The organism is Microbacterium maritypicum (assembly GCF_041529975.1).
In the GTDB taxonomy this organism is placed as follows: Bacteria; Actinomycetota; Actinomycetes; order Actinomycetales; family Microbacteriaceae; genus Microbacterium.
In genome coordinates this window covers 2177367-2197532 of the sequence record NZ_CP168030.1, presented here as the reverse complement: position 1 = coordinate 2197532, position 20166 = coordinate 2177367, and the positions used below count along the sequence as shown (strand labels likewise).

18 protein-coding genes are annotated in these 20166 nt (G+C 68.2%); 3 read left to right on the top strand and 15 right to left on the bottom strand.

Features of this window, described 5'->3' with window-relative positions:
- Positions 1 to 28: 28 nt before the first annotated feature.
- From ACCO44_RS10660 to ACCO44_RS10595, 14 genes are all read right to left on the bottom strand, one after another.
- The gene (locus ACCO44_RS10660) at positions 29 to 736 is read right to left on the bottom strand and encodes a YggS family pyridoxal phosphate-dependent enzyme (RefSeq protein ID WP_105710188.1); all 708 of its coding nucleotides are present in this window, start codon (positions 734 to 736) and stop codon (positions 29 to 31) included.
- Entirely contained in the window at positions 733 to 1875 is a 1143-nt protein-coding gene (gene ftsZ, locus ACCO44_RS10655; RefSeq protein ID WP_029261564.1) for a cell division protein FtsZ, read from the bottom strand. Before ftsZ ends, ACCO44_RS10660 begins: the two co-directional genes overlap by 4 nt.
- 186 nt (positions 1876 to 2061) lie before the next feature.
- Positions 2062 to 2874 (bottom strand): FtsQ-type POTRA domain-containing protein, encoded by an 813-nt coding sequence (locus ACCO44_RS10650; RefSeq protein ID WP_372466540.1) that lies wholly within the window; start codon positions 2872 to 2874, stop codon positions 2062 to 2064.
- Positions 2875 to 3005: 131 nt separating this feature from the next.
- Positions 3006 to 4406: a UDP-N-acetylmuramate--L-alanine ligase gene (gene murC, locus ACCO44_RS10645; RefSeq protein WP_372466539.1), complete on the bottom strand. Its 1401-nt coding sequence runs from the start codon at positions 4404 to 4406 to the stop codon at positions 3006 to 3008.
- 40 nt (positions 4407 to 4446) lie between these two features.
- Positions 4447 to 5523 (bottom strand): glycosyltransferase, encoded by a 1077-nt coding sequence (locus ACCO44_RS10640; RefSeq protein ID WP_372466538.1) that lies wholly within the window; start codon positions 5521 to 5523, stop codon positions 4447 to 4449.
- Positions 5520 to 6725, bottom strand: coding sequence for a putative lipid II flippase FtsW (gene ftsW, locus ACCO44_RS10635; protein WP_029261560.1), 1206 nt, complete (start codon positions 6723 to 6725; stop codon positions 5520 to 5522). The genes ACCO44_RS10640 and ftsW overlap by 4 nt, the downstream gene beginning before the upstream one ends.
- On the bottom strand, positions 6694 to 8229 hold the full coding sequence (murD, locus tag ACCO44_RS10630) for a UDP-N-acetylmuramoyl-L-alanine--D-glutamate ligase (RefSeq protein WP_372466537.1): 1536 nt from the start codon (positions 8227 to 8229) through the stop codon (positions 6694 to 6696). The genes ftsW and murD overlap by 32 nt, the downstream gene beginning before the upstream one ends.
- Positions 8219 to 9325: a phospho-N-acetylmuramoyl-pentapeptide-transferase gene (gene mraY / locus ACCO44_RS10625; RefSeq protein ID WP_372466536.1), complete on the bottom strand. Its 1107-nt coding sequence runs from the start codon at positions 9323 to 9325 to the stop codon at positions 8219 to 8221. Before mraY ends, murD begins: the two co-directional genes overlap by 11 nt.
- Positions 9322 to 10734: a UDP-N-acetylmuramoyl-tripeptide--D-alanyl-D-alanine ligase gene (gene murF / locus ACCO44_RS10620; RefSeq protein WP_372466535.1), complete on the bottom strand. Its 1413-nt coding sequence runs from the start codon at positions 10732 to 10734 to the stop codon at positions 9322 to 9324. Before murF ends, mraY begins: the two co-directional genes overlap by 4 nt.
- A 27-nt stretch (positions 10735 to 10761) precedes the next feature.
- Entirely contained in the window at positions 10762 to 12531 is a 1770-nt protein-coding gene (locus ACCO44_RS10615) for a peptidoglycan D,D-transpeptidase FtsI family protein (RefSeq protein WP_372466534.1), read from the bottom strand.
- A gap of 25 nt (positions 12532 to 12556) precedes the next feature.
- Positions 12557 to 13123, bottom strand: coding sequence for a hypothetical protein (locus tag ACCO44_RS10610; protein ID WP_372466533.1), 567 nt, complete (start codon positions 13121 to 13123; stop codon positions 12557 to 12559).
- Positions 13120 to 14058 carry a 16S rRNA (cytosine(1402)-N(4))-methyltransferase RsmH gene (gene rsmH / locus ACCO44_RS10605; protein ID WP_372466532.1) on the bottom strand — a complete coding sequence of 313 codons (939 nt, stop codon included), beginning with the start codon at positions 14056 to 14058 and terminating at the stop codon, positions 13120 to 13122. The genes ACCO44_RS10610 and rsmH overlap by 4 nt, the downstream gene beginning before the upstream one ends.
- A 102-nt stretch (positions 14059 to 14160) precedes the next feature.
- A complete protein-coding gene (mraZ, locus tag ACCO44_RS10600; protein ID WP_029261553.1) occupies positions 14161 to 14592 on the bottom strand; it encodes a division/cell wall cluster transcriptional repressor MraZ in 432 nt (143 codons plus the stop codon).
- 244 nt (positions 14593 to 14836) lie between these two features.
- Entirely contained in the window at positions 14837 to 15211 is a 375-nt protein-coding gene (locus ACCO44_RS10595) for a DUF3040 domain-containing protein (RefSeq protein ID WP_372466531.1), read from the bottom strand.
- 97 nt (positions 15212 to 15308) lie between these two features.
- On the opposite strand from ACCO44_RS10595, the gene ACCO44_RS10590 reads away from it, so the two are divergent.
- Positions 15309 to 16397, top strand: a complete 1089-nt coding sequence (locus tag ACCO44_RS10590; RefSeq protein WP_258134076.1) for a polyprenyl synthetase family protein — start codon at positions 15309 to 15311, stop codon at positions 16395 to 16397.
- Between the two features lie 13 nt (positions 16398 to 16410).
- Here the strand turns inward: ACCO44_RS10590 and ACCO44_RS10585 are convergent, their stop codons facing one another.
- Positions 16411 to 16779 carry an Rv2175c family DNA-binding protein gene (locus ACCO44_RS10585; RefSeq protein ID WP_331280457.1) on the bottom strand — a complete coding sequence of 123 codons (369 nt, stop codon included), beginning with the start codon at positions 16777 to 16779 and terminating at the stop codon, positions 16411 to 16413.
- 121 nt (positions 16780 to 16900) lie between these two features.
- On the opposite strand from ACCO44_RS10585, the gene ACCO44_RS10580 reads away from it, so the two are divergent.
- Both ACCO44_RS10580 and pknB read left to right on the top strand, forming a co-directional pair.
- Positions 16901 to 18091 carry a LysM peptidoglycan-binding domain-containing protein gene (locus ACCO44_RS10580; RefSeq protein WP_372466530.1) on the top strand — a complete coding sequence of 397 codons (1191 nt, stop codon included), beginning with the start codon at positions 16901 to 16903 and terminating at the stop codon, positions 18089 to 18091.
- Between the two features lie 77 nt (positions 18092 to 18168).
- Entirely contained in the window at positions 18169 to 20124 is a 1956-nt protein-coding gene (gene pknB, locus ACCO44_RS10575; RefSeq protein WP_372466529.1) for a Stk1 family PASTA domain-containing Ser/Thr kinase, read from the top strand.
- Positions 20125 to 20166 lie beyond the last annotated feature (42 nt).

Below are 20166 nucleotides of genomic sequence, written 5' to 3'. Positions count from 1 at the left end.
GAACGTTTGGGGCTGGTCTTTTCACAGGTTAACCCCGGTCGGGCCGGGGTCCGGTGATTGCGGAGCCGATCCGCAGGTGTGTCGCGCCGGCGGCGATCGCCTCGGCGAAGTCGCCGGTCATCCCGGCCGAGATCCAAGTCGCGTCAGGGGCGGTGGCTCGGACGACGTCGGAGACGTCGCGCAGCCGAGCGAATGCGGCAGCAGGCTCCTCATCGAGAGGAGCGACAGCCATCACGCCGCGCAGACGCAGGGAGGGCAGGGCGAGCACATGCTCGACAAGACCGACCGCATCGGCGGGGGCCACGCCTCCTCTACCCGGATCATCCGTCAGGTTGACCTGCACGAGCACGTCGAGCACATCGTCGCCGTCGGCGGCTCTGTGCAGGGCATCGGCGAACCGGTCTCGGTCGACCGAGTGCACCACATCGGCGCTGCGACGGATGGCCGCCGCCTTGTTGGTCTGCCCCTGGCCGATGAAGTGCCAGGCCAGGTCGAGGGCGGCGAGCTCAGCCTGCTTGGCCGACAGCTCCTGCTGTCGGTTCTCGCCGACCGCGCGCACACCGATCGCATGCAGGTCGCGCACGAGCGATGCCGGGTGGAACTTCGTCACCACGATCCTGGTGAGCTCTTCTGGATCTCTGCCTGCGGCACGCGCGGCGGCGGCGATCCGTTCGTCGATCGCCGCCAGCCGCGCAGCCAGGCCCGATGGCTCCTGGCCGTCGACCGCCGAGGTCACTTCAGGAATTCGGGGATGTCGATGTCGTCGTCGGCGAAGGCCGGCTCGATGCTCGTGGCGGGCACCCGCTGGTGCACGGGCTCGGCCTGTGCGGGCTCGCTCTTCGTCTCGGACTCTTCCGGGAGGGACACCTCAGGAAGTGTCGCGGCCGACGGACGCGAGACCACCATCGGGTCGAGGCGCAGCGAGGGCTCTCCCCCGTCGAACCCGGCGGCGATCACGGTCACGCGCACCTCGTCACCGAGGGTGTCGTCGATGACCGTACCGAAGATGATGTTCGCCTCGGGGTGCGCGGCCTCCTTGACGAGGTCGGCGGCATCGTGGATCTCGAAGATGCCGAGGTTCGATCCTCCCTGGATCGAGAGCAGCACACCGTGCGCACCCTCGATGGATGCTTCGAGGAGCGGCGACTCCACGGCGAGCTCTGCGGCCTTGATCGCACGGTCGGCGCCGCGAGCGGAGCCGATGCCCATGAGCGCCGAACCTGCGCCCTGCATGACCGACTTGACGTCGGCGAAATCGAGGTTGATCAGACCCGGGGTCGTGATGAGGTCGGTGATGCCCTGGACACCGGCGAGCAGAACCTGGTCGGCGGTGGCGAAGGCCTCGATCATCGAGATGCCGCGATCGCTGATCTCGAGGAGACGGTCGTTCGGCACCACGATGAGGGTGTCGACCTCTTCCTTGAGCTTGGCGACGCCGGCCTCCGCCTGGCTCTGACGGCGGCGACCTTCGAAGGAGAACGGCTTGGTGACGACACCGATGGTGAGGGCGCCGATGGACTTCGCGATGCGAGCGACGACCGGGGCACCTCCGGTTCCGGTTCCGCCGCCTTCGCCGGCGGTCACGAAGACCATGTCGGCGCCGGTCAGGGCCTGCTCGATCTCCTCGGCGTGATCCTCCGCGGCGCGTCGACCCACTTCGGGGTCCGCGCCGGCACCGAGGCCGCGGGTGAGCTCACGGCCCACATCGAGCTTGACGTCGGCGTCGCTCATCAGCAGCGCCTGCGCGTCGGTGTTGACGGCGATGAACTCGACTCCGCGGAGACCGAGATCGATCATGCGATTGACGGCATTGACGCCGCCACCGCCGACGCCGACGACCTTGATCACGGCGAGGTAGTTCTGGTTCTGGCTCATGGCCGGCCTCCGATTATTCGAGCCTGGAAAAGGGTGAACCTTAAACCTCAACTAGAGGTGTAAAGTATTTCCCGGTATTGCGTTCTCTTTGATCGAAGGTAAGCGCCGCCTGCCTGCGCGCGCGCAATCGCCTGGGCGTGTCGCGCCATTCCCCCGGGAAAGCCGTCGGCTCGACCTCGAAAGGCGTCAGCCGACGACGGCTACCTCAGGAGAAGTGACGTCGATGGAGGCGGCGTCCGGGTTCTTGACCATGGCTGCCGAGAGGGCGAGCGCCTTGAGCGCAGACTCCTCCGCACTTCCCCAGACCACGGTCAGCCCGGAATCGAGGGTCAGGGTCACATCGTCCGCGGTCGTCGCACGCACACCCGTGAGCGCAGCGCGGACATCTGCCGGCAGCGCGCGCACGACGAGACCGGCGCTCTGGAAAGCACGCGACTCCACGCCGCCGTCGACCTCGATCACCGGCTGTCCCGCCGGCTGATCGGACGTGGTCGAGAGAGCGACTCCCGCGGCATCGACGAGGGTGTACCCGGCACCCGATCGGATGACGCCGACCGGCGTGCGTTCCACGATCCGCACCGTGAGGTCGTGCGGAGGACGCGCTTCGAGTGCGTACGTCTCGATGAGCGGGAACGCCAGCAGCGCAGCCTTCACCTCGCTGGTGTCCACGAGCGCCAGTGGTGTGCCGAGCTGGTCGCCCAGGGCCGCCTCGATGGCGGCGGGGTCGAGGCTCGCGGCCCCGACCACGGAGATCTTCTCCACGGCGAACAATGGGCTGTACGCGGCCGCGACACTGCCCCCGATCAGCAGGACCACGGCGCCGATGCTGCTCAGCCAGACGATCCGCCGACGCCGGGAGCGCTGCGTGAAGCGCCGGATCTCTGAACGGAGGGCCTTGCGACGGGCCCGTGCCGCGCGCCACACGTCGCGCGTCGAGGTCGGCTCCGGCTCGTCCGCGCCAGCAGCGTAGAATCCGTCGTGGGCCGGAGGCTCCGGCACCGACCCATCCGGTTCGGACCGCACCCCGCTGCGGTCGCTCCGCCGTCCGTGGCGTGCCCGTGCTTCTGACGCGTCGCCCTTCTCCACCGGGCTCTCCGGTGCGGACGGAAGCGGTGCGGGACGGCGCATCGTTACGCCTCGTCGGTCCGGCGCAGCGAATCCAGGACCTGCGGGATGATCTGGTAGACGTTGCCGCAGCCGAGCGTGACGACGAAGTCGCCATCACGGGCCACCGCGGCGGTGTAGTCGGCCGCCTGCTGCCAGTCGGCGACGAAGTGCACATGCGACGGATCGCGGAACGCCGTGCTCACCAGCTCGCCCGTGACACCGGGGACGGGGTCTTCGCGAGCGCCGTACACGTCGAGCATCACCGTGTGATCGGCGAACTCCTCGAGGACGTCGGCGAACTCCTGATACATGTGCTGTGTGCGGGAGTAGGTGTGCGGCTGCTGGATCGCGATGATCCGTCCCGACCCCGCGATGCTGCGCATGGCCTCGAGCGCCGCCCGCACCTCCGTCGGATGGTGCGAGTAGTCGTCGTAGACCGTGACGCCTCGTTCGACGCCGTGCTGCTCCAGGCGGCGCACGGTCCCGGCGAAGCCCTCGACCGCGCGCACGGCGTCGACGAGCGGGTACCCGAGTGCTCGGAGCACCGCGACGACTCCGGCCGCGTTGATCGCGTTGTGCACGCCGGGGACCGCGAGCTGCATGCGCGCCTGCTCATCCCCTTGGCTGATGGTCGCGGCGACCAGTCCGGCCGCGACGATGTCGGTGACGCGCACGTCGGCGTTCTCCGCCTGGCCGAACGTGAGCACGTTCGGGTGGGACAGCCCTGCACCGACGCGGAGCGCACCGGCGTCGTCGCTCGAGATGACGACGGCTTCGGTGGCGGCATCGGCGAACCGCACGAAAGCGTCGTGGAATGCCTCTTCCGAGCCGTAGTGGTCGAGGTGGTCAGGATCGACATTGGTGATGAGCGCCACCGCGGTGTCGTAGAGCAGGAACGTGCCGTCGGACTCGTCGGCCTCGACCACGAACAGGTCGCCCGTGCCCGTGGCACTCGAGGTGCCGAGCTGCTCGATGACGCCTCCGTTGACGAAGTGCGGGTCGGCGCCCAGCTCACGCAGCGCCGTGACGATCATCCCGGTCGAGGTGGTCTTCCCGTGGGCACCGGCGACCGAGACCAGCCGCCGCGAACCGATCAGCCAATGCAGTGCCTGCGACCGGTGGATCACGTGCAGGCCGCGAGCCTTCGCCGTCACGAACTCGGGGTTCTCGGGCCAGATCGCGCCCGTGTGCACGACGGTGTCGGCATCACCGAGGTGGGCGGCGTCGTGGCCGACGTGCACCGTCGCGCCCGCGTCCGCCAGGGCACGCAGATTGTCGCTGTCCGCCCGGTCGCTGCCGGAGACGCGGATACCCGCGTCGAGGAACATCTTCGCGAGGCCGCTCATGCCGGAACCGCCGATGCCGATGAAGTGCGCAGCGGTGATCGTCTCGGGAATGGGGAGGGAGAGGTCGGGTCTGATCATGTCCGCTTCAGTCTACTTTTCTTCGGTGTCAACGACCGTGTCAGACCGCGTCCAATGCGCGGTCGATCAACCCGATCACGTTCTCGGTGCCGTTGCGGGTGCCCGCCGTCTCGGCCGCGGCGGCCATCCGGTCGAGCCTGTCCCTGTCTCCCAGGACCGGCACGACGATCCGCCGTACGGCGTCGCCGTCGAACGTCGCGTCGTCGAGAAGCTCGGCCGCTCCTGCCGCCACCGCAGACGCCGCGTTCAGGCGCTGCTCGCCGTTGCCGACCGAGTACGGCACGTAGAGGGCGGGGATGCCCAGCGCACTGATCTCGCTGACCGTCGCCGAGCCGGACCGCGACACGATCAGGTCCGCCAGAGCGAAGGCCAGATCCATCCGGTCGACGTAGCGCCGCAGCGCGTACCCCTCGGCGCCTGGATCGGCGAGATCGCTGCGCTCGCCCGTCACGTGCAGCAGCTGCCACCCGGCTGCGAGGACATCGCGCCAGGAGTCCGCGAGGGCCTCGTTGAGGCGCTGGGCGCCGAGCGAGCCGCCGAACGCGAGCAGCACCGGGCGATCCGGGTCGAGACCGAAGTAGTCCGCGGCCTCCACGCGCGTCGCCGCACGATCGAGCGTGATGACCTCCTGGCGCAGCGGCATCCCGACCGTCTCGCTGCCCCGGAGCGGCGTGCCCTCGAACGCCACGCCTACGGCCGCGGCACGGCGGGCCCCGAGCACGTTGGCGAGACCGGGCTTGGCGTTGGCCTCGTGCACCACGAACGGCACGCCCTCACGCCGCGCAGCCACGTAGGCGGGTGCGGATGCGTAGCCCCCGAATCCGACGACGACATCGACGCCGTGTCGGCGGATGTGCGCGCGCACCTGAGCGATCGCCTTGCGGAACCGCATCGGGAAGGCCGCGGCCTGGCGGTTCGGACGACGCGGGAACGGGACCTTGTCGACGACGAGCAATTCGTACCCTCGAGCAGGTACCAGCCGGGACTCCAGCCCCTCGGCCGTACCGAGCACGAGCACGGTGGCATCGGCGTCGCGTTCACGAAGTGCGTCGGCGACGGCGAGCAGGGGGTTCACATGGCCGGCGGTGCCACCGCCGGCGAGGAGGTACGAGGTCACCTGGTGACCCTACCCCGCTCGGCTGAGGGCTTCTCGACCACGGGAATGGTGCGCGCGAAGGCGAGCAGCACCCCACACGCGATCAGCACGGCGAGCAGTGCCGTGCCTCCCTGAGACATGAACGGGAGCGGGACTCCCATCACCGGGAACACACCGATGACGACGCCGATGTTGAGCACGGCCTGACCGACGATCCACACCGTGATTCCGCCGGCCGCGACGCGGATGAAGGGATCCGGCGTCTTCCGGATCACGTGGAAGGCACCGACCGTGAAGAACGTGAACAGCGCCAGAACGACGATGCAGCCGATCAGCCCGAGCTCTTCCCCGACGATCGCGAAGATGAAGTCGTTGCCGGCGGCGGGCAGCCAGCCGTACTTCTCCTGGGAGTTGCCGAGTCCGAGCCCGAATATCCCGCCCGATGCCATCCCCCAGATGCCGTGGATGGACTGGTAGCAGTCGCTCTCGTACAGCGCCATGTTGTCGCAGGTCGCCGTGATGCGCCGCATCCGGTCCTGGCTCGACAGCGCGTAGGCGAGGACCGCGCCGATGCCGATCACCACCGGGATGATGAACAGGCGAAGCTTGACGCCCGAGAAGAAGAGACAGCCCAGCAGGATGAGCACCAGCACCATCGCGGTGCCGAGGTCCTTGCCGGCGAGCACGGTACCGATCGCCAGCGCCCCGACCGGGATCACGGGGATGAAGACGTGGTGCCAGGTGCCGAGCATGGCCTGCTTGCGCAGCAGCACCGCGGCGATCCACAGAGCCAGTGCGAGCTTCAGGAACTCGGAGGGCTGCAGCGTGAAGCCGCCGATGTCGATCCAGTTCCGGTTTCCGCCGTCTTCGATCCCCAGGGGGGTGAACACGAGTAGCTGCAGGGCGACGGCGCCGAACAGCGCGGGCCACGCCATCTTCTTCAGGAACGCGACGGGTAGACGGCTGATCAGGAACATCAGCGGGACTCCGAGGAGCGCGAACACGCCCTGGCGGAGGACGCCGCCCATCGGATCGGCTCCGCTCGCGACCGCGGTCGCGCTGGTCGCGGAGAGCACCATGACCAGGCCGAAGAGTGTCAGCAGCAGGGCGGTCGACGCGATGAGGAGGAACTCGGTCGACACCGGCGTGAACCGGCGTCCGAGCGACACCCTGGCGGCGAGTCCGCCGGACTCAGAGCGCGGAGGGCGGGACACCTGCGTCATCGGCGCTCCCCCGGTCTATCCAGTCACGCACCGCCTCGGCGAAACGGTGACCTCGATCCGCGTAGCTCGAGAACTGATCGAACGATGCCGCCGCCGGGGCCAGCAGGACTGTGCCCTCGCCTTCGACGATCCCCGACGCGATCTCCACGACACGGTTCATGACCTGTCCAGTCTCGCCAGCATCGACCTCGAACACCGGTACCGACGGCGCGTGTCGCTGGAATGCCGCGACCACGGAGTCCCTCTCGACCCCGATCACGACAGCGGCTCGCGCCGTGGCACCGACATCGGCGACCAGATCGGCGATGTCGACGCCCTTCAAGTCACCCCCGACGATCCACACCGCGCCGGGGTAGGCCCGCAGCGACGACGCCGCGGCGTGCGGATTGGTGGCCTTGGAGTCGTCAACCCAGGTGACGCCCGCATGCCGCGCGATGACCTGGATGCGGTGCGCGTCCAGCCGGAAATTCTGCAGCGCCGTGTGGATCGCCTCCGGTTCGACTCCCAGTGACCGCGCCAGAGCACTGGCGGCGAGGATGTTCTGGACGATGTGCGGAGCCGCGAGCCCGGCCTCGTCCAGGGCCGCGATGGTCGTCAGCTCGAGAGCGCTGCGTGCGCGGTCGTCGAGGAAGGCGCGGTCGACGATGAGCCCCTCCACGATGCCGAGGTCGCTCGGTCCGGGGATGCCGAGATCGAAACCGATCGCGCGGGCTCCTTCGACGACCTCGGCTTCTTCGACCATGAGCCGGGTCGCCTCATCGGCCTTGTTGTAGACACAGGCGACGCGGGTGTTGCGGTAGACCACGGCCTTCGCGTCGCGATATGCCTGGGCGCTGCCGTGCCACACCAGGTGGTCGTCGGCGAGGTTGAGGCACACGGCCGCGTGGGGGAAGAGCTCGCCCTCGGGCCGCGACTGGCCGAGGTACCAGAGCTGGTGGCTGGAGAGCTCGACCACGAGCACGTCGAAGCCGGCGGGATCCCGCACCGCGTCGAGGACGGGTACGCCGATGTTGCCGCAGGGCGCCGCACGAAGGCCACCCTCGACCAGCAGCGAGGCCGTGAGCTGCGTCGTGGTCGTCTTGCCGTTGGTCCCGGTGATGAGCACCCAATCAGCCGGCGTTCCGTCGGCGCGGAGCACCTTGTCACGGACACGCCAGGCGAGTTCGACATCGCCCCAGATCGCGATTCCCGACGCCTGGGCCCAGCGGATCACGGAGTGCGACGGCGAGAAACCGGGCGAGGCGATCACCACTTCGGGGGCGAAGTCCACCAGTGCGGCCGGCACCTCGGCCAGGGAGCCGAGTTCGAGCGCGGCACCGATCACCGGGAGCAGACGCGCATACTCCTCTTCTGCGGACTCGCTGAGGACGAGCACCTCCGCACCGAGCTCTGCGAGAGTGTCGGCCACCGAGAAGCCCGTCATCGACAAGCCGAGCACGGCGACGCGGAGATCACGCCAATCGGCGTTCCAGCTCGTGAGTCCGCTCAGGCGATCAGTCGACACGGGTGAGCCACTCGACGTAGAAGAGGCCGACCGCCGAGACCGCAAGGAGTCCGGCGATGATCCACATGCGCACCACGATCGTGACCTCGGACCAGCCGCGCATCTCAAGGTGGTGATGGAAGGGACTCATCAGGAACAGCCGCTTGCCGCGCGTGATCTTGAAGTACGCCCGCTGCAGGATGACGGAGCCGGAGGACAGGACGAACACGCCGGCGATCACCAGCAGGAGAAGCTCGGTGCGGGTCAGGATCGCCATCGCGGTGATCACGCCGCCGATCGCCATCGAGCCGACGTCACCCATGAAGACCTTCGCCTTGGGTGCGTTCCACCAGAGGAACCCGATGAGGCTGGCGGCGACCGATGCCGCGATGATGGCCAGGTTGAACGGGTCGCGCACCTCGTAGAATCCGCCGAGGGCGTCGGGATCGCCGCCGATGCAGGGCTGCTTGAACTGCCAGAACGCGATCACGCTGTAGGCGCCGACGACGATGACTCCGGCCCCGGCGGCGAGACCGTCGAGACCATCTGTCAGGTTCACACTGTTCGAGGTCGCGACGCCGATGATCGAGATCCACACGAGGTAGAGGATCCAGCCGAGGACGACGCCGAAGGCGAAGAGGTTTAGCCAGGTGATGTCGCGGAAGAGCGAGATCGCGGGGCTCGCCGGCATCTGCCCCCACCTGTTCGGGAAGTTCAGAGCGACGATGCCGAAGGGGATGATGACCAGCAACTGGCCGATCACCTTGCGCCAGCCGGACAGCCCGAGGCTGCGCTGGCTGCGCACCTTCATGTAGTCGTCGATGAAGCCCACGGCGCCGAAGCCGACCATCAGCCAGATCACCAGGATCGCCGAGAGTGCCGGCACCTCGCCGCTCACCAGCACGCCGGTGAAGTAGCCGACGATGGATCCGACGATGAAGATCACGCCACCCATGGTGGGGGTTCCGCGCTTCGCCTCGTGGCTCGGATTGTGCACCGACTCCGGGGTGCGGATGACCTGCCCCCAGCCCCACTTCCGGAAGAGCCGGAGGAAGACAGGAGTCAGGAACAGGGTGAAGGCGAGCGAGATCGCCGCCGACATGATGAGAGACCTCACGAGAACAATTCTCCCAGACGATCGCCGAGATGCCGGAGGCCCACGGAATTGGATGACTTCACGAGTACACGGTCACCGTCGCGGAGCTCGGTGCGCAGGTACTCGAAGGCTGCCTCCTGGTCGGGGAGGTGGATGGCCTCGCTGTCCCAGGAGCCCTCGCCGACCGCAGCGAGGTAGAGCCGCCGCGCCTCAGGGCCGACGACGACGATGCGTTGGATGTTGAGCCGCACCGCGAGCAGACCGATACGGTCGTGCTCCTCCCCCGCACCTTCTCCGAGCTCGGTCATCGCGCCGAGAACGGCGACGGTGCGCTCCTCCGGCCCGGTGATCTGCGCGAGAGTCCGCAGCGCCGCGGCCATGGAATCGGGGCTCGCGTTGTAGGCGTCGTTGATGATCCGCACACGGTCGCTGCCCAGCGGCTGCATGCGCCACCGCTCGGCGATCTCGACCGTCTCCAGACGCGCGACCGCGTCTGGGGGAGTGACGCCGACGACGAGCGCTGCGGCGATGGCTGCCAGCGCGTTGGACACGTGATGCGCGCCGAGGACCCGCAGGCGCAGCGTCAGGCGGTCACCGCCGACCTCGACGGTGCAGGTCGTGCCGGAGGCGGAAACGGAGATGTCGTGCGCGCGGACATCGGCACTCGGACCCTGCCCGAAGCCGACGACCTGCAAGCCACGCGCTTCGGCGAGCTCCTGCATGGCGGCGACCCTGCTGTCGTCGACGTTGAGAACGGCGGTCCCGGGCACGCGAGCCGCTTCGACGAGCTCGGCCTTCGCCTTCGCAGTGGCTTCGATCCCCCCGAATCCGCCGGCGTGCGCCATGCCGACCATGAGCACGACGGCCACGTCGGGCTCGACGAGACCGGCGAGGTGCGCGATGCTGCCCGGTGCCGCCGCCCCGAACTCGCTCACCAGGAACCGCGTGTTCTCGGTGACGCGGAGCATCGTGACGGGGGCGCCGACCTCGTTGTTGAACGACTTGACCGGCGCGACGGTTTCGCCCTCACCCTCGAGGATGCGTGCGAGGAAGTTCTTCGTGGTGGTCTTGCCGTTGGATCCGGTGATCCCGATGATGCGGAGGGAGCCGCCGGCACGCACGCGAGCCACGACCTCTCTGGCCAGCTCTCCCAGCGCCGCGACGGCGTCGGCGACGACGATCTGGCTGACGGGGACATCGACCGGGTGCTCCACGATCGCCAGCACGGCGCCGGCCGCGACAGCAGCTCCCACGAACTGGTGACCGTCGGTCTCCGCGCCGGGCTTCGCGACGAAGATTGAGCCGGGAACCATCGTCCGCGAGTCCGTGTCGACGGGGCCGTCGACGACGGTCTCGGCCGTGTCTTCTCCGGCCACGCGCAGATCACCGCTCACTGCGGCGGTGATCTCAGCGAGCGTCAGGGCGATCATTTCATCTCCATGCGCGGCTCTCGCCGACTATCCGAACTTGGGAAGGAGCTCGTCCATCGGGACAGAGGACGGCATCACGCGATACGTTTTCATCACCTGCGTCATCGCCTTCTGGAAGGCGGATGCGGTGGCCGCGGACGATACAACCTTAGTCGGCTCATCGAGGGTGACCACGACGACGTACTGGGGATCGTCCACCGGCGCGAAGCCCACCATGCTGGTGTAGTACACGCCGTTCTTGTAGCCGCCGTTGACGGGGTCTGCGACCTGAGCGGTACCGGTCTTGCTGGTCACACGGTAGCCGGGCACCTGGATCCGCTCGGCGTTACCGCCCTGAACGGCCACGTTCTCGAGCATGCGGGTGATCTCGGCCGCGGTCTGCTTCTCGATGATCTGCTCGTGCTTCGGCTTGTCGGGCGCGGCGACGGTGCCGTCCGCTTTGGTGCAGGACTCGACCAGCGAGAGATCGATCTTCTCGCCGCCGTTGGCGATCGCCTGGTACGCGCCGGCGAGCTGTGCGGCGGTGACCGTGTAGTACTGGCCGAAGGTCGTCGTGTAGAGCGACTGGCTGTCCCATTCGCTGACCGGGTGCAGTGTTCCCCCGACCTCGGAGGGGAAGTCGATCGTCTTGTCGCCGACCCCGAACCGCTCCAGGTAGTCGTAGCGCACCTCGGGACTCACCTTGGTGCCGAACTTCGACAGCGCCACGTTCGAGGAGTCGATGAGTCCACCGGCGAGGGTGTAGTTGTACGCCGGGTGGTTGAACGCATCGTTGATCACGGCGCCGTTGGGGAACGTCTCCCGCGACGACGCGGTGACCGTGCTCAGGGGCGTCAGTCCCGCGCCCTCGATGACGGCGGCGGCGGTGATGGCTTTGAACGTCGATCCCGGCTCGAAGTCCCGGTGGAAGATCTGGCTGTATCGCGTCTCGGGCGTCGAGGAGTCGAGGTCGTTGGGGTCCAGGGACGGCCACTCCGCCGCCGCTCGGATCTTCCCCGTCTTCGCCTCGACGACGGTGACGGTGCCACCCTTCGCTCCTTGCTTACGCGCCTCTTCGCCGACCATCTGCTGCAGGTACCACTGCAGATCGCTGTTGATGGTCAACTGCACCGAGCCGCCGTCCACGGCATCCACCGTGCGCTCGCTTCCCGGGATCACGACGCCGTTCGCGCCGCGGCGATAGGACTCCTCGCCGTCGATCGGCGCCAGGCACTCTTCGCCCAGCTGCTCGACACCGGCCTGCGCCGTTCCGGAGCCGTCGAGGAAGCCGAGGATGTTGCCGGCGACCGCGCCGTTCGGGTACACCCGGGTCTCCCGTCCCTCCATGTGGAGGTAGGCGAGCTTCAGGTCACGCAGCTCGATGTACTGCTCGGTGGTGAGGGACTTCTTCAGCGGTGCGTACTGACTCTGCGAATCCTTCGCGAGTGCATCGGCGACGAGCGCGCGGACCTCGTCGCCGGTCTGCCCGGTGATCGCCGCGATCTTCTCGGACGCTTCCGCCCAGGGAACCTTCGGGTCCTTCTCTTCGAACTGGTTGATGACGAGCGGGCTGAGTTGCGCGTCGTACACGAGCACGCTCGAGGCGAGGACCGTTCCACCGGCGTCGACGACCGATCCGCGCTGACCCGGGATCTTGTCGCCCGCGCCGATCTTGGTGAGCGACTGAGCGACGTGCTCGTCGGCGCTCACGACCTGGATGTCGACCAGACGCACCACGAAGGCCGCCAGCACGGACAGGATGACGGCGAGGGCGACGACGGTGCGTCGCCGCGGTCCGCGGGTGGCTCGTGTCGTCATGGGTCTCTCCGTCGATCGTGGGCGTTCAGCGTGTGGTGGGGCTCGGGAGTCCGTCGGTGATCGCCGGCGGCAGTTCTGGGGTCGTCGCGTCCGAGGGGCCGTCATCTGTTGCCGTCTTCGTCTCCGTCGGCGCGGGCTTGACGATCAGTGAGTTGCTCACTGCACCCGCTCCACCCGGGTTCACGGTCGACGTCCAGTCCGCTCCCGCCCCGGTGCCGAACACCGCGCCATCGCTCAGACGCAGGTACGACGGCGATCCCGCCACCACCATCCCGAGTCCCGCAGCGCTGTTGGCGAGCACCTGCGGTGAGCTCAGACCGGTGAGCTCCTCCTGGAGAGCGTGCGTCTGCAGACTCAGCTCACGCTGCTGGGACGAGAGACCGGCGAGTGTGAACGAGTCCTGTGTGATCGCGAGCGACAGCGCGACCTGAGCCGCGCCGATCGCCAGCGCACCGCCCAGGGCGACGAGCGCGTAGGCGAGCTTGGGCTTGCGGCGGACTGCAGGTCGGGTGACCGGCTGCAGTCTCCGTTGGGGCTCTCGCGCCGGTGCGACCGGCTGGACCGGTTTGCGGACGACGGCGTTCAGGCTCATGCGCTCTCCCGCAGCTTCTCGGCGGCGCGGAGCCGCACGGGGATCGCCCGCGGGTTGCGCGCGCGTTCTTCGTCGGAGGCGAGTTCCGCCCCCTTGGTGAGGATGCGGAACTTCGGAGCATGCTCGGGAAGCTCGACGGGGAGCCCTGCCGGAGCAGTCGAGGCTGCGGCGGCGGCGAACGCCTGCTTGACCAGGCGGTCCTCGAGCGACTGGTACGACATCACGACGATGCGTCCACCGACGCTGAGCGCATCCATCGCGGACGGGATGGCATCGGCGAGCACGTTGAGCTCCCTGTTCACCTCGATGCGCAGGGCCTGGAACACGCGCTTGGCCGGGTGCCCGGCGCGCTGAGCGGCCGCCGGAGTCGCGGCGATCAGGATCTCGACCAGCTGGCCGGAGCGCGTGATCGGCTGCTTCTGCCGAGCATCGATGATGAAGCGCGCGTAACGGCCGGCGAGCTTCTCCTCGCCGTACCGCTCGAAGATGCGCCGCAGGTTGCCCTCGTTGTAGGTCGCGATGACGTCGGCCGCTGTGACGCCCTTGGTCTGATCCATACGCATGTCGAGCGGAGCATCCTTCGAGTACGCGAATCCTCGCTCGGCCTCGTCCAGCTGCAGCGAGGAGACGCCGAGGTCGAAGAGGATGCCCGCGGCGCCCTGGGCGTGCAGGCCGATCTCGTCGTACACCGTATGCACGAGCGTCACGCGGTCTTTGAAGCGCGCGAGCCGCTCCCCCGCGATGCGCAGGGCGTCGGTGTCGCGGTCTAGTCCGACGAGGCGGATGTTCGGGAAGCGCTCGAGCAGCGCCTCCGAGTGGCCGCCCATGCCGAGCGTGGCATCGACGAGCACCGCTCCGTCCGCCTGGAGGGCGGGAGCGAGCAGCTCGACGCAGCGGTCGAGCAGTACGGGGGTGTGAATGTCTCGGAGGTTCATGATCTTTCTCGGGGTGACCTTCGGCTCTGATCCCCCTCCGCTTCTCGACCCGGCACCGGGGAAGTGTGTCGGGGCGGGAGCGGCGGGGCATCACAGCCGTGGTCAGAAGAGTCCCGGAATCACCTCCTGCTCGAGGTCCGAGTAGGTCTCCTCGCCGGCGGCGAGGTAGGTGTTCCAGCTCTCGGCATCCCAGATCTCGGCGTGTGCGCCGACTCCGGTGACGATGAGCTCTTTCTGCAGACCTGCGTACTGACGCAGGTGCGCGGGGATGGTGATGCGGTTCTGGCTGTCGGGCATCTCCGCGCTCGCTCCGGAGAGGAACAGTCGCATGAAGTCACGCGCCTGCTTGTTGGCGAGCGGGGCCTGACGGATCCGCTCGTGCATCGCCTCGAACTCGGCCGTGCTGAAGACGTAGAGGCAGCGTTCCTGGCCTCGGGTGACGACGATGCCGCCGCCGAGGTCTTCGCGGAACTTCGCAGGAAGGATGACCCGTCCTTTGTCGTCCAGCTTGGGTGAGTGCGTACCCAGCAGCATCGGCCACCACCCCCTCTCCGTCCGGCCAACTCGAGGTGCGCCCCACTTTACTCCACTTTCCTCCACTTACCTACGACCAATCCGCAGATATCGCACCATCGGCCCGAAGGGCGCGCCGAAGAACCGCGGAATTCCGCGGTGGAGGAAGGTGGAGGCTCAGTGGAGGAGCAGAGCGGGGCGCGCGTTAACGACAGAAGCCCGGATGCTCAGCATCCGGGCTTCTGTCGTGAAAATCTGCGGGGGGTCAGTGACCGTCCTGGCGCCGATCCCAGCGATCATTCATACGGTCCATGAACGAGGCGGAATCCTGACGCTTCGGGGCGGAACGCTCTCGCGGCTCGGCGGGAGTCGCTCGACGCACGGGCGTGACGGCGACCATGACTCCGGCGAGCATCGCCGCGAATCCGATCACGCCGACCACGATGCCCCACACGCCGCCGAGGATGACGCCGGCCACGAGGCCGCCGACTCCGGCGAGCAGGAGAAGAGCCCCGTAGACCAGATTTCGGTAGCTCAGCGCACGGTCGCCGGACGGCGCGCTGACGACGTCGGCATCGTTGTGGAGGAGATGGCGTTCCATCTCGTCGAGCAGACGCTGCTCCTGTTCGGAGAGTGGCATTTCGTCCCCCTCGGGTATCGTGCGTTCCATTCTACGCGCGCCCGGGCGTCCGGGGCTAGCAGTTCGGCGTCCCCTTGCTTTACGTATGCTGGGAGTCGTGCCGACTTCCTCCCCCGTTCCCGGTGCGGTCGCCGCACGCCTCGACCGATTCCTCACTCGGATGCGCGAGGAATCCTCGGAGTACGGCCCGGATGCCGCCTCCTTCTTCGATGCCGCTGCCGGCACGCTCGAAGGAGGGAAGCGGTTGCGCGCCCGGTTCTGCCACGCCGGGTGGCGGGCCGTCAGCCGATTCAGCGATCGCACCGCGACCGAGACGGATGCCCTCTGGGACATCTGCACCGCGTTGGAGATCTTTCAATCGGCCGCGCTCGTCCATGACGATCTGATCGACAACTCGGACACGCGCCGCGGCCGCCCGGCCGCCCACCGCGCCCTCGAGGAGTCGCACCGTTCGGCCGGCTGGTCCGGCGATGCTGAGGCCTTCGGCCGCGCTTCCGCGATCCTCCTCGGTGATCTCCTCGTCGCCTGGAGCGACGACCTGCTCGAGTCCGCCCTCGAGGGGCTCCCGCACGCCGGGGACGTGCGCTCCGAATACGCCAGGATGCGCCGAGACGTGACCACGGGGCAGTTTCTCGACATCGCCGAGGAGTCGGCCTGGAGCGTCAACGACGGTGGACTCCATGCCGAGCGAGCGCTGCGCGTGGCGTCGCTGAAGTCCGCCAGGTACAGCATCGAGCAGCCGCTGGTCCTGGGCGCGGCCCTCGCCGGCGCCGAACCCGATCAGACGGCGGCGCTGCGTCGCTTCGGACACCCGATCGGCATGGCCTTCCAACTCCGCGACGACGTGCTCGGGGTCTTCGGAGACGCGTCCGTCACGGGCAAGCCGGCCGGGGATGATCTTCGAGAGGGAAAGCGCACGGTACTCATCGCCCTCACCCGGCAGGCCCTCGACCCGTCGGCGCGGAATCTTCTCGACGAGATGCTCGGCGACCCGGAGCTGACCGCGCAGCAGGTGTCGTTCCTGCAGGCCACCATCACCGACTCCGGTGCACTGGACCGGGTGGAGGCGATGATCGCCGATTATGCGCGCGAAGCGGATCGCGCCCTATCGGGTGCTCGCCTCGACAACGCGGCAGTCGGCGAGCTGCGCGAGCTGGCGCGAGCCGCCACCGTCCGCTCCGCCTGACGCGGAACCCGTCTCAGGCGAGGGTGCGCGCGAGCCGCCGGACCGCGCTCTTGTGCCCGGCCAGCAGCGCGTCGATCGGCGAGCGACCGAGGGTCTCCTCCTCCGTGAGGAGCCAGTCGATCAGCTCATCGTCGGAGAAGCCGGCATCCTGCAGCACGATGATCGTCCCCCGCAGCGAGCTGAGCGGATGCCCGTCGACGATGAACACCGCCGGAACCGCGAAGGTGCCGCTGCGACGCGACCCGACCAGATAGTGGTCGTCGATCAGGCGGCGGACACGACCGAGGGGCTCGTCGAGCACCTCGACGAGATCGGGCATGGTCAGCCACTCGACATCAGCGGCGGCGGGGGTTCCAGCAACGTTCTCAGACACGTTGCCCACTATCTCATCTCTGCAGAGGCATCGCATGTCGCCCCTCCAGTCACATCCTTCACTTGCATCACTTCTGTTGACTTCCGTTTACATCCGTGTCAGCGTGAAGTGCTCGAAAAGGGGGCCCGCCTTGAGAACCAAGACCGCCACGCGTCGGACGCGAAGCCTGCAGTTCGGAGTGCCCGCCGCCGTGCTCGGCGCTCTCGCCGCCACTCTCACCGCTGCTCCGGCCGAAGCAGCCGCGACGACCACCGATCTCGCTCCGATCGAGCGCCACCGCAGCATTCCCGTGCGCGTGGTGCCGGCACAGGCAGCGCCGGCGAGCTATGTCGTGCGACCGGGCGACACGGTCTCATCGATCGCCTCGCGTTTCGGACTCCGCACCGTCGACGTGCTCGCCTGGAACCATCTCTCCTGGCGCTCGGTGATCTACCCGGGCCAGACGCTGACGCTGCGGACAGCCGCTGCGTCTCCCGCCCCTGCTCCCGCTCCTGCTGCTGCGACCTCCACCTCGCACAAGGTGGTCGCGGGCGACACCGTGTACGCCATCGCGCAGAAGTACGGAACCACCGTCGATGCGGTCCTGGCTGCGAACGGGCTCACGCGCGCATCGGTGATCTACCCCGGACAGGCCCTGGCGGTGACCGGCTCGGCTGCGCCCGCCGCCGCACCGGCAGCAGCACCGGCGTCCGCGCCCACGCCCGCCGCCACGGCATCGCACATGGTCGTCGCCGGCGACACCGTCTACGGGATCGCCCAGAAGTACGGCATCACCACGCAGACGGTGTTCGCCCTGAACGGACTGGGCCCGTCCTCGATCATCTACCCCGGGCAGAAGCTCGCGGTTCGTGCGGCACCTGCTGCCGCACCTCCCGCAGCGGCAACAGCCACGGTGGGCGGACAGCGGTCTGCGACCCTCGACAGCGAGCAGGCGGCGAACGCCGCGCTCATCATCCGCGTCGGTCGAGAGCTCGGCATCCCCGATCGGGGAATCGCCCTCGCACTCGCGACCGGCATGGTGGAATCGGGTCTCCGCAACCTCGACTGGGGTGACCGCGACTCCCTCGGCATCTTCCAGCAGCGTCCGAGCACCGGGTGGGGAACGCCGGCGCAGATCATGGACGCCGACCGGAGCACCCGCGTCTTCTACGGCGGGCGGAACGACCCGAACGGACACATGACGCGCGGTCTGCTCGACATCGCCGGGTGGGAGAGCATGCCGTTCACATCCGCCGCTCAGGCCGTGCAGATCTCCGCCTATCCGGACAAGTACGGGCAGTGGGAGACGCAGGCCTACAGCTGGCTCGCCCTCCACGGCTGACCACTTCCATAAAATCCGCAGGGCCGAGAGGTGAGCCGCTCCCCTGTCTTTCAGGCAGTTCTCAATAGAATTCTGACGTGACGACCAATCAGCAGGCCGACCCCCTCATCGGGCGGCTTGTCGACGGTCGCTACCGCGTCCGTGCTCGGATCGCGCGCGGAGGGATGGCGACGGTCTACGTCGCCACCGACCTCCGCCTCGAGCGGCGCATCGCGCTCAAGGTCATGCACGCCCACCTCAGCGACGATTCGGCGTTCCAGAGCCGCTTCATCCAGGAGGCCCGCGCAGCCGCCAGGCTGGCGGATCCACACGTCGTCAACGTCTTCGATCAGGGGCAGGACGGCGAACTCGCCTACCTCGTGATGGAGTATCTGCCCGGCATCACCCTGCGCGAGCTGCTGCGTGAGCAGAAACGACTCACCATCCCGCAGACGATCACGATCATGGATGCGATCCTCGCCGGGCTCTCGGCCGCGCATCGCGCCGGAATCGTGCACCGCGACGTCAAGCCGGAGAACGTGCTCCTCGCGGAGGACGGGCGCATCAAGATCGGCGACTTCGGGCTGGCCAGAGCGACCACGGCGAACACGGCGACCGGGCAGCAGCTGCTCGGGACGATCGCCTACCTCGCCCCGGAGCTGGTGACCCGTGGGACCGCGGACGCCCGCAGCGACATCTATGCCCTCGGCATAATGCTGTACGAGATGCTCGTCGGCGAGCAGCCCTACAAGGGCGAGCAGCCCATGCAGATCGCGTTCCAGCACGCCACCGAGTCGGTGCCGCGTCCGAGCGTGCGCAACCCCGCCGTGCCGGAACAGCTCGACGAACTCGTGCTCTGGGCGACGGAGAAGTCTCCCGACGAGCGACCGGACGACGCCCAGCAGATGCTCGAGCGCCTGCGTGCCATCGAGCGCGAACTCGGTGTCACCCCGACCGCAGCGAGAGCGACCGCTCCGCAACACAGCCATGCCGACTCCGGAGACCTCACCAAGGTGATGCCGGGGACGATGGTCATCGCGGATCCGACTGCACCGGTCCCTGCCGAGATCGACAACGCGACGCTCCTTCGACGCCGAGCGTCGAAGCGCCGGGCCCGCGGAGCGTTCCTCCTGACACTGGTGCTGCTGTTGGCGGTGCTCGCCGGCGGTGTGGGCTGGTGGTTCGGATCCGGCCCCGGCTCACTGATCGCCATGCCGGGTGTCGCCGGCAAGACGTACGACGAGGCCGCGGCCCTCCTGGTCGACGCCGGGTTCGTCCCGACGCAGAAGGACGAGCCTTCCGTCGATGTCGAGGCCGGTGCGGTGATAGAGACCGACCCCGAAGAAGGTGCCCGCCTCGACAAGGGGACGACCGTCACGGTCGTGGTGTCGTCGGGTCCTGCATCCCACGACATCGCCCCGGTCGCCGGCGTGGCGTCGGACGACGTCCGCGCGGCGCTGCAGGCGGCCAACCTCGAACTCACGGACGACGAGGAATACTTCGGTGACCTCGACGACGGCAAGGTCATCAACGTCCGCATAACACCGCGCGACGGCGGAGACGCATTCGGCTGCGCCGAGGGCTGCACGGTACATGAGACCGACACGGCGACGATCCAGGTGTCGCGCGGCGCGGTCCCCGATGTCAGCGACCTCAGCGTCGCCCAGGCCACGGACGCGCTCACGGGCAAGGGGCTGAAGGTCAACCCGGACAGCCTCTACCAGACCAGCGACGGCATCGGGAAGGACCGGGTCATCGGGATCGCCGACCGGCCGACGGAAGGCGCCTGGCGCCCGGGCGAGACCGTGCAGCTCATCATCTCCGAGGGTCCCCCGCTGTTCGACGTGCCCGATGTGTCCGGAAAGACCCGTGACGAGGCGACGCGCGCGCTGAACGACGCCGGCTTCAAGTGGTCGTACACGAGCGGCACCGGACTCCCGGATTCGGTGTGGGATCTCTTCGCCAACGAGAACACCAAGGTCGAGTCGTACAGCCCGACCGACGCCCAGCGCAAGGGTACGACCATCACCCTCACGATGAGCTTCTCCGGCTGAGGCCGAACAGACGAAGAGGGGGCCGGAATGCGATTCCGGCCC

Bases quoted from the DNA above. Each gene is read 5' to 3' on its own strand.
- ACCO44_RS10610 (WP_372466533.1), bottom strand. From the start codon at position 13,123: ATGAGCCTGAACGCCGTCGTCCGCAAACCGGTCCAGCCGGTCGCACCG.
- rsmH (WP_372466532.1), bottom strand. From the start codon at position 14,058: ATGAACCTCCGAGACATTCACACCCCCGTACTGCTCGACCGCTGCGTC.
- mraZ (WP_029261553.1), bottom strand. From the start codon at position 14,592: ATGCTGCTGGGTACGCACTCACCCAAGCTGGACGACAAAGGACGGGTC.
- murF (WP_372466535.1), bottom strand. From the start codon at position 10,734: ATGATCGCCCTGACGCTCGCTGAGATCACCGCCGCAGTGAGCGGTGAT.
- ACCO44_RS10595 (WP_372466531.1), bottom strand. From the start codon at position 15,211: ATGCCACTCTCCGAACAGGAGCAGCGTCTGCTCGACGAGATGGAACGC.
- ACCO44_RS10615 (WP_372466534.1), bottom strand. From the start codon at position 12,531: ATGACGACACGAGCCACCCGCGGACCGCGGCGACGCACCGTCGTCGCC.
- ftsZ (WP_029261564.1), bottom strand. From the start codon at position 1,875: ATGAGCCAGAACCAGAACTACCTCGCCGTGATCAAGGTCGTCGGCGTC.
- ftsW (WP_029261560.1), bottom strand. From the start codon at position 6,725: ATGACGCAGGTGTCCCGCCCTCCGCGCTCTGAGTCCGGCGGACTCGCC.
- murC (WP_372466539.1), bottom strand. From the start codon at position 4,406: ATGATCAGACCCGACCTCTCCCTCCCCATTCCCGAGACGATCACCGCT.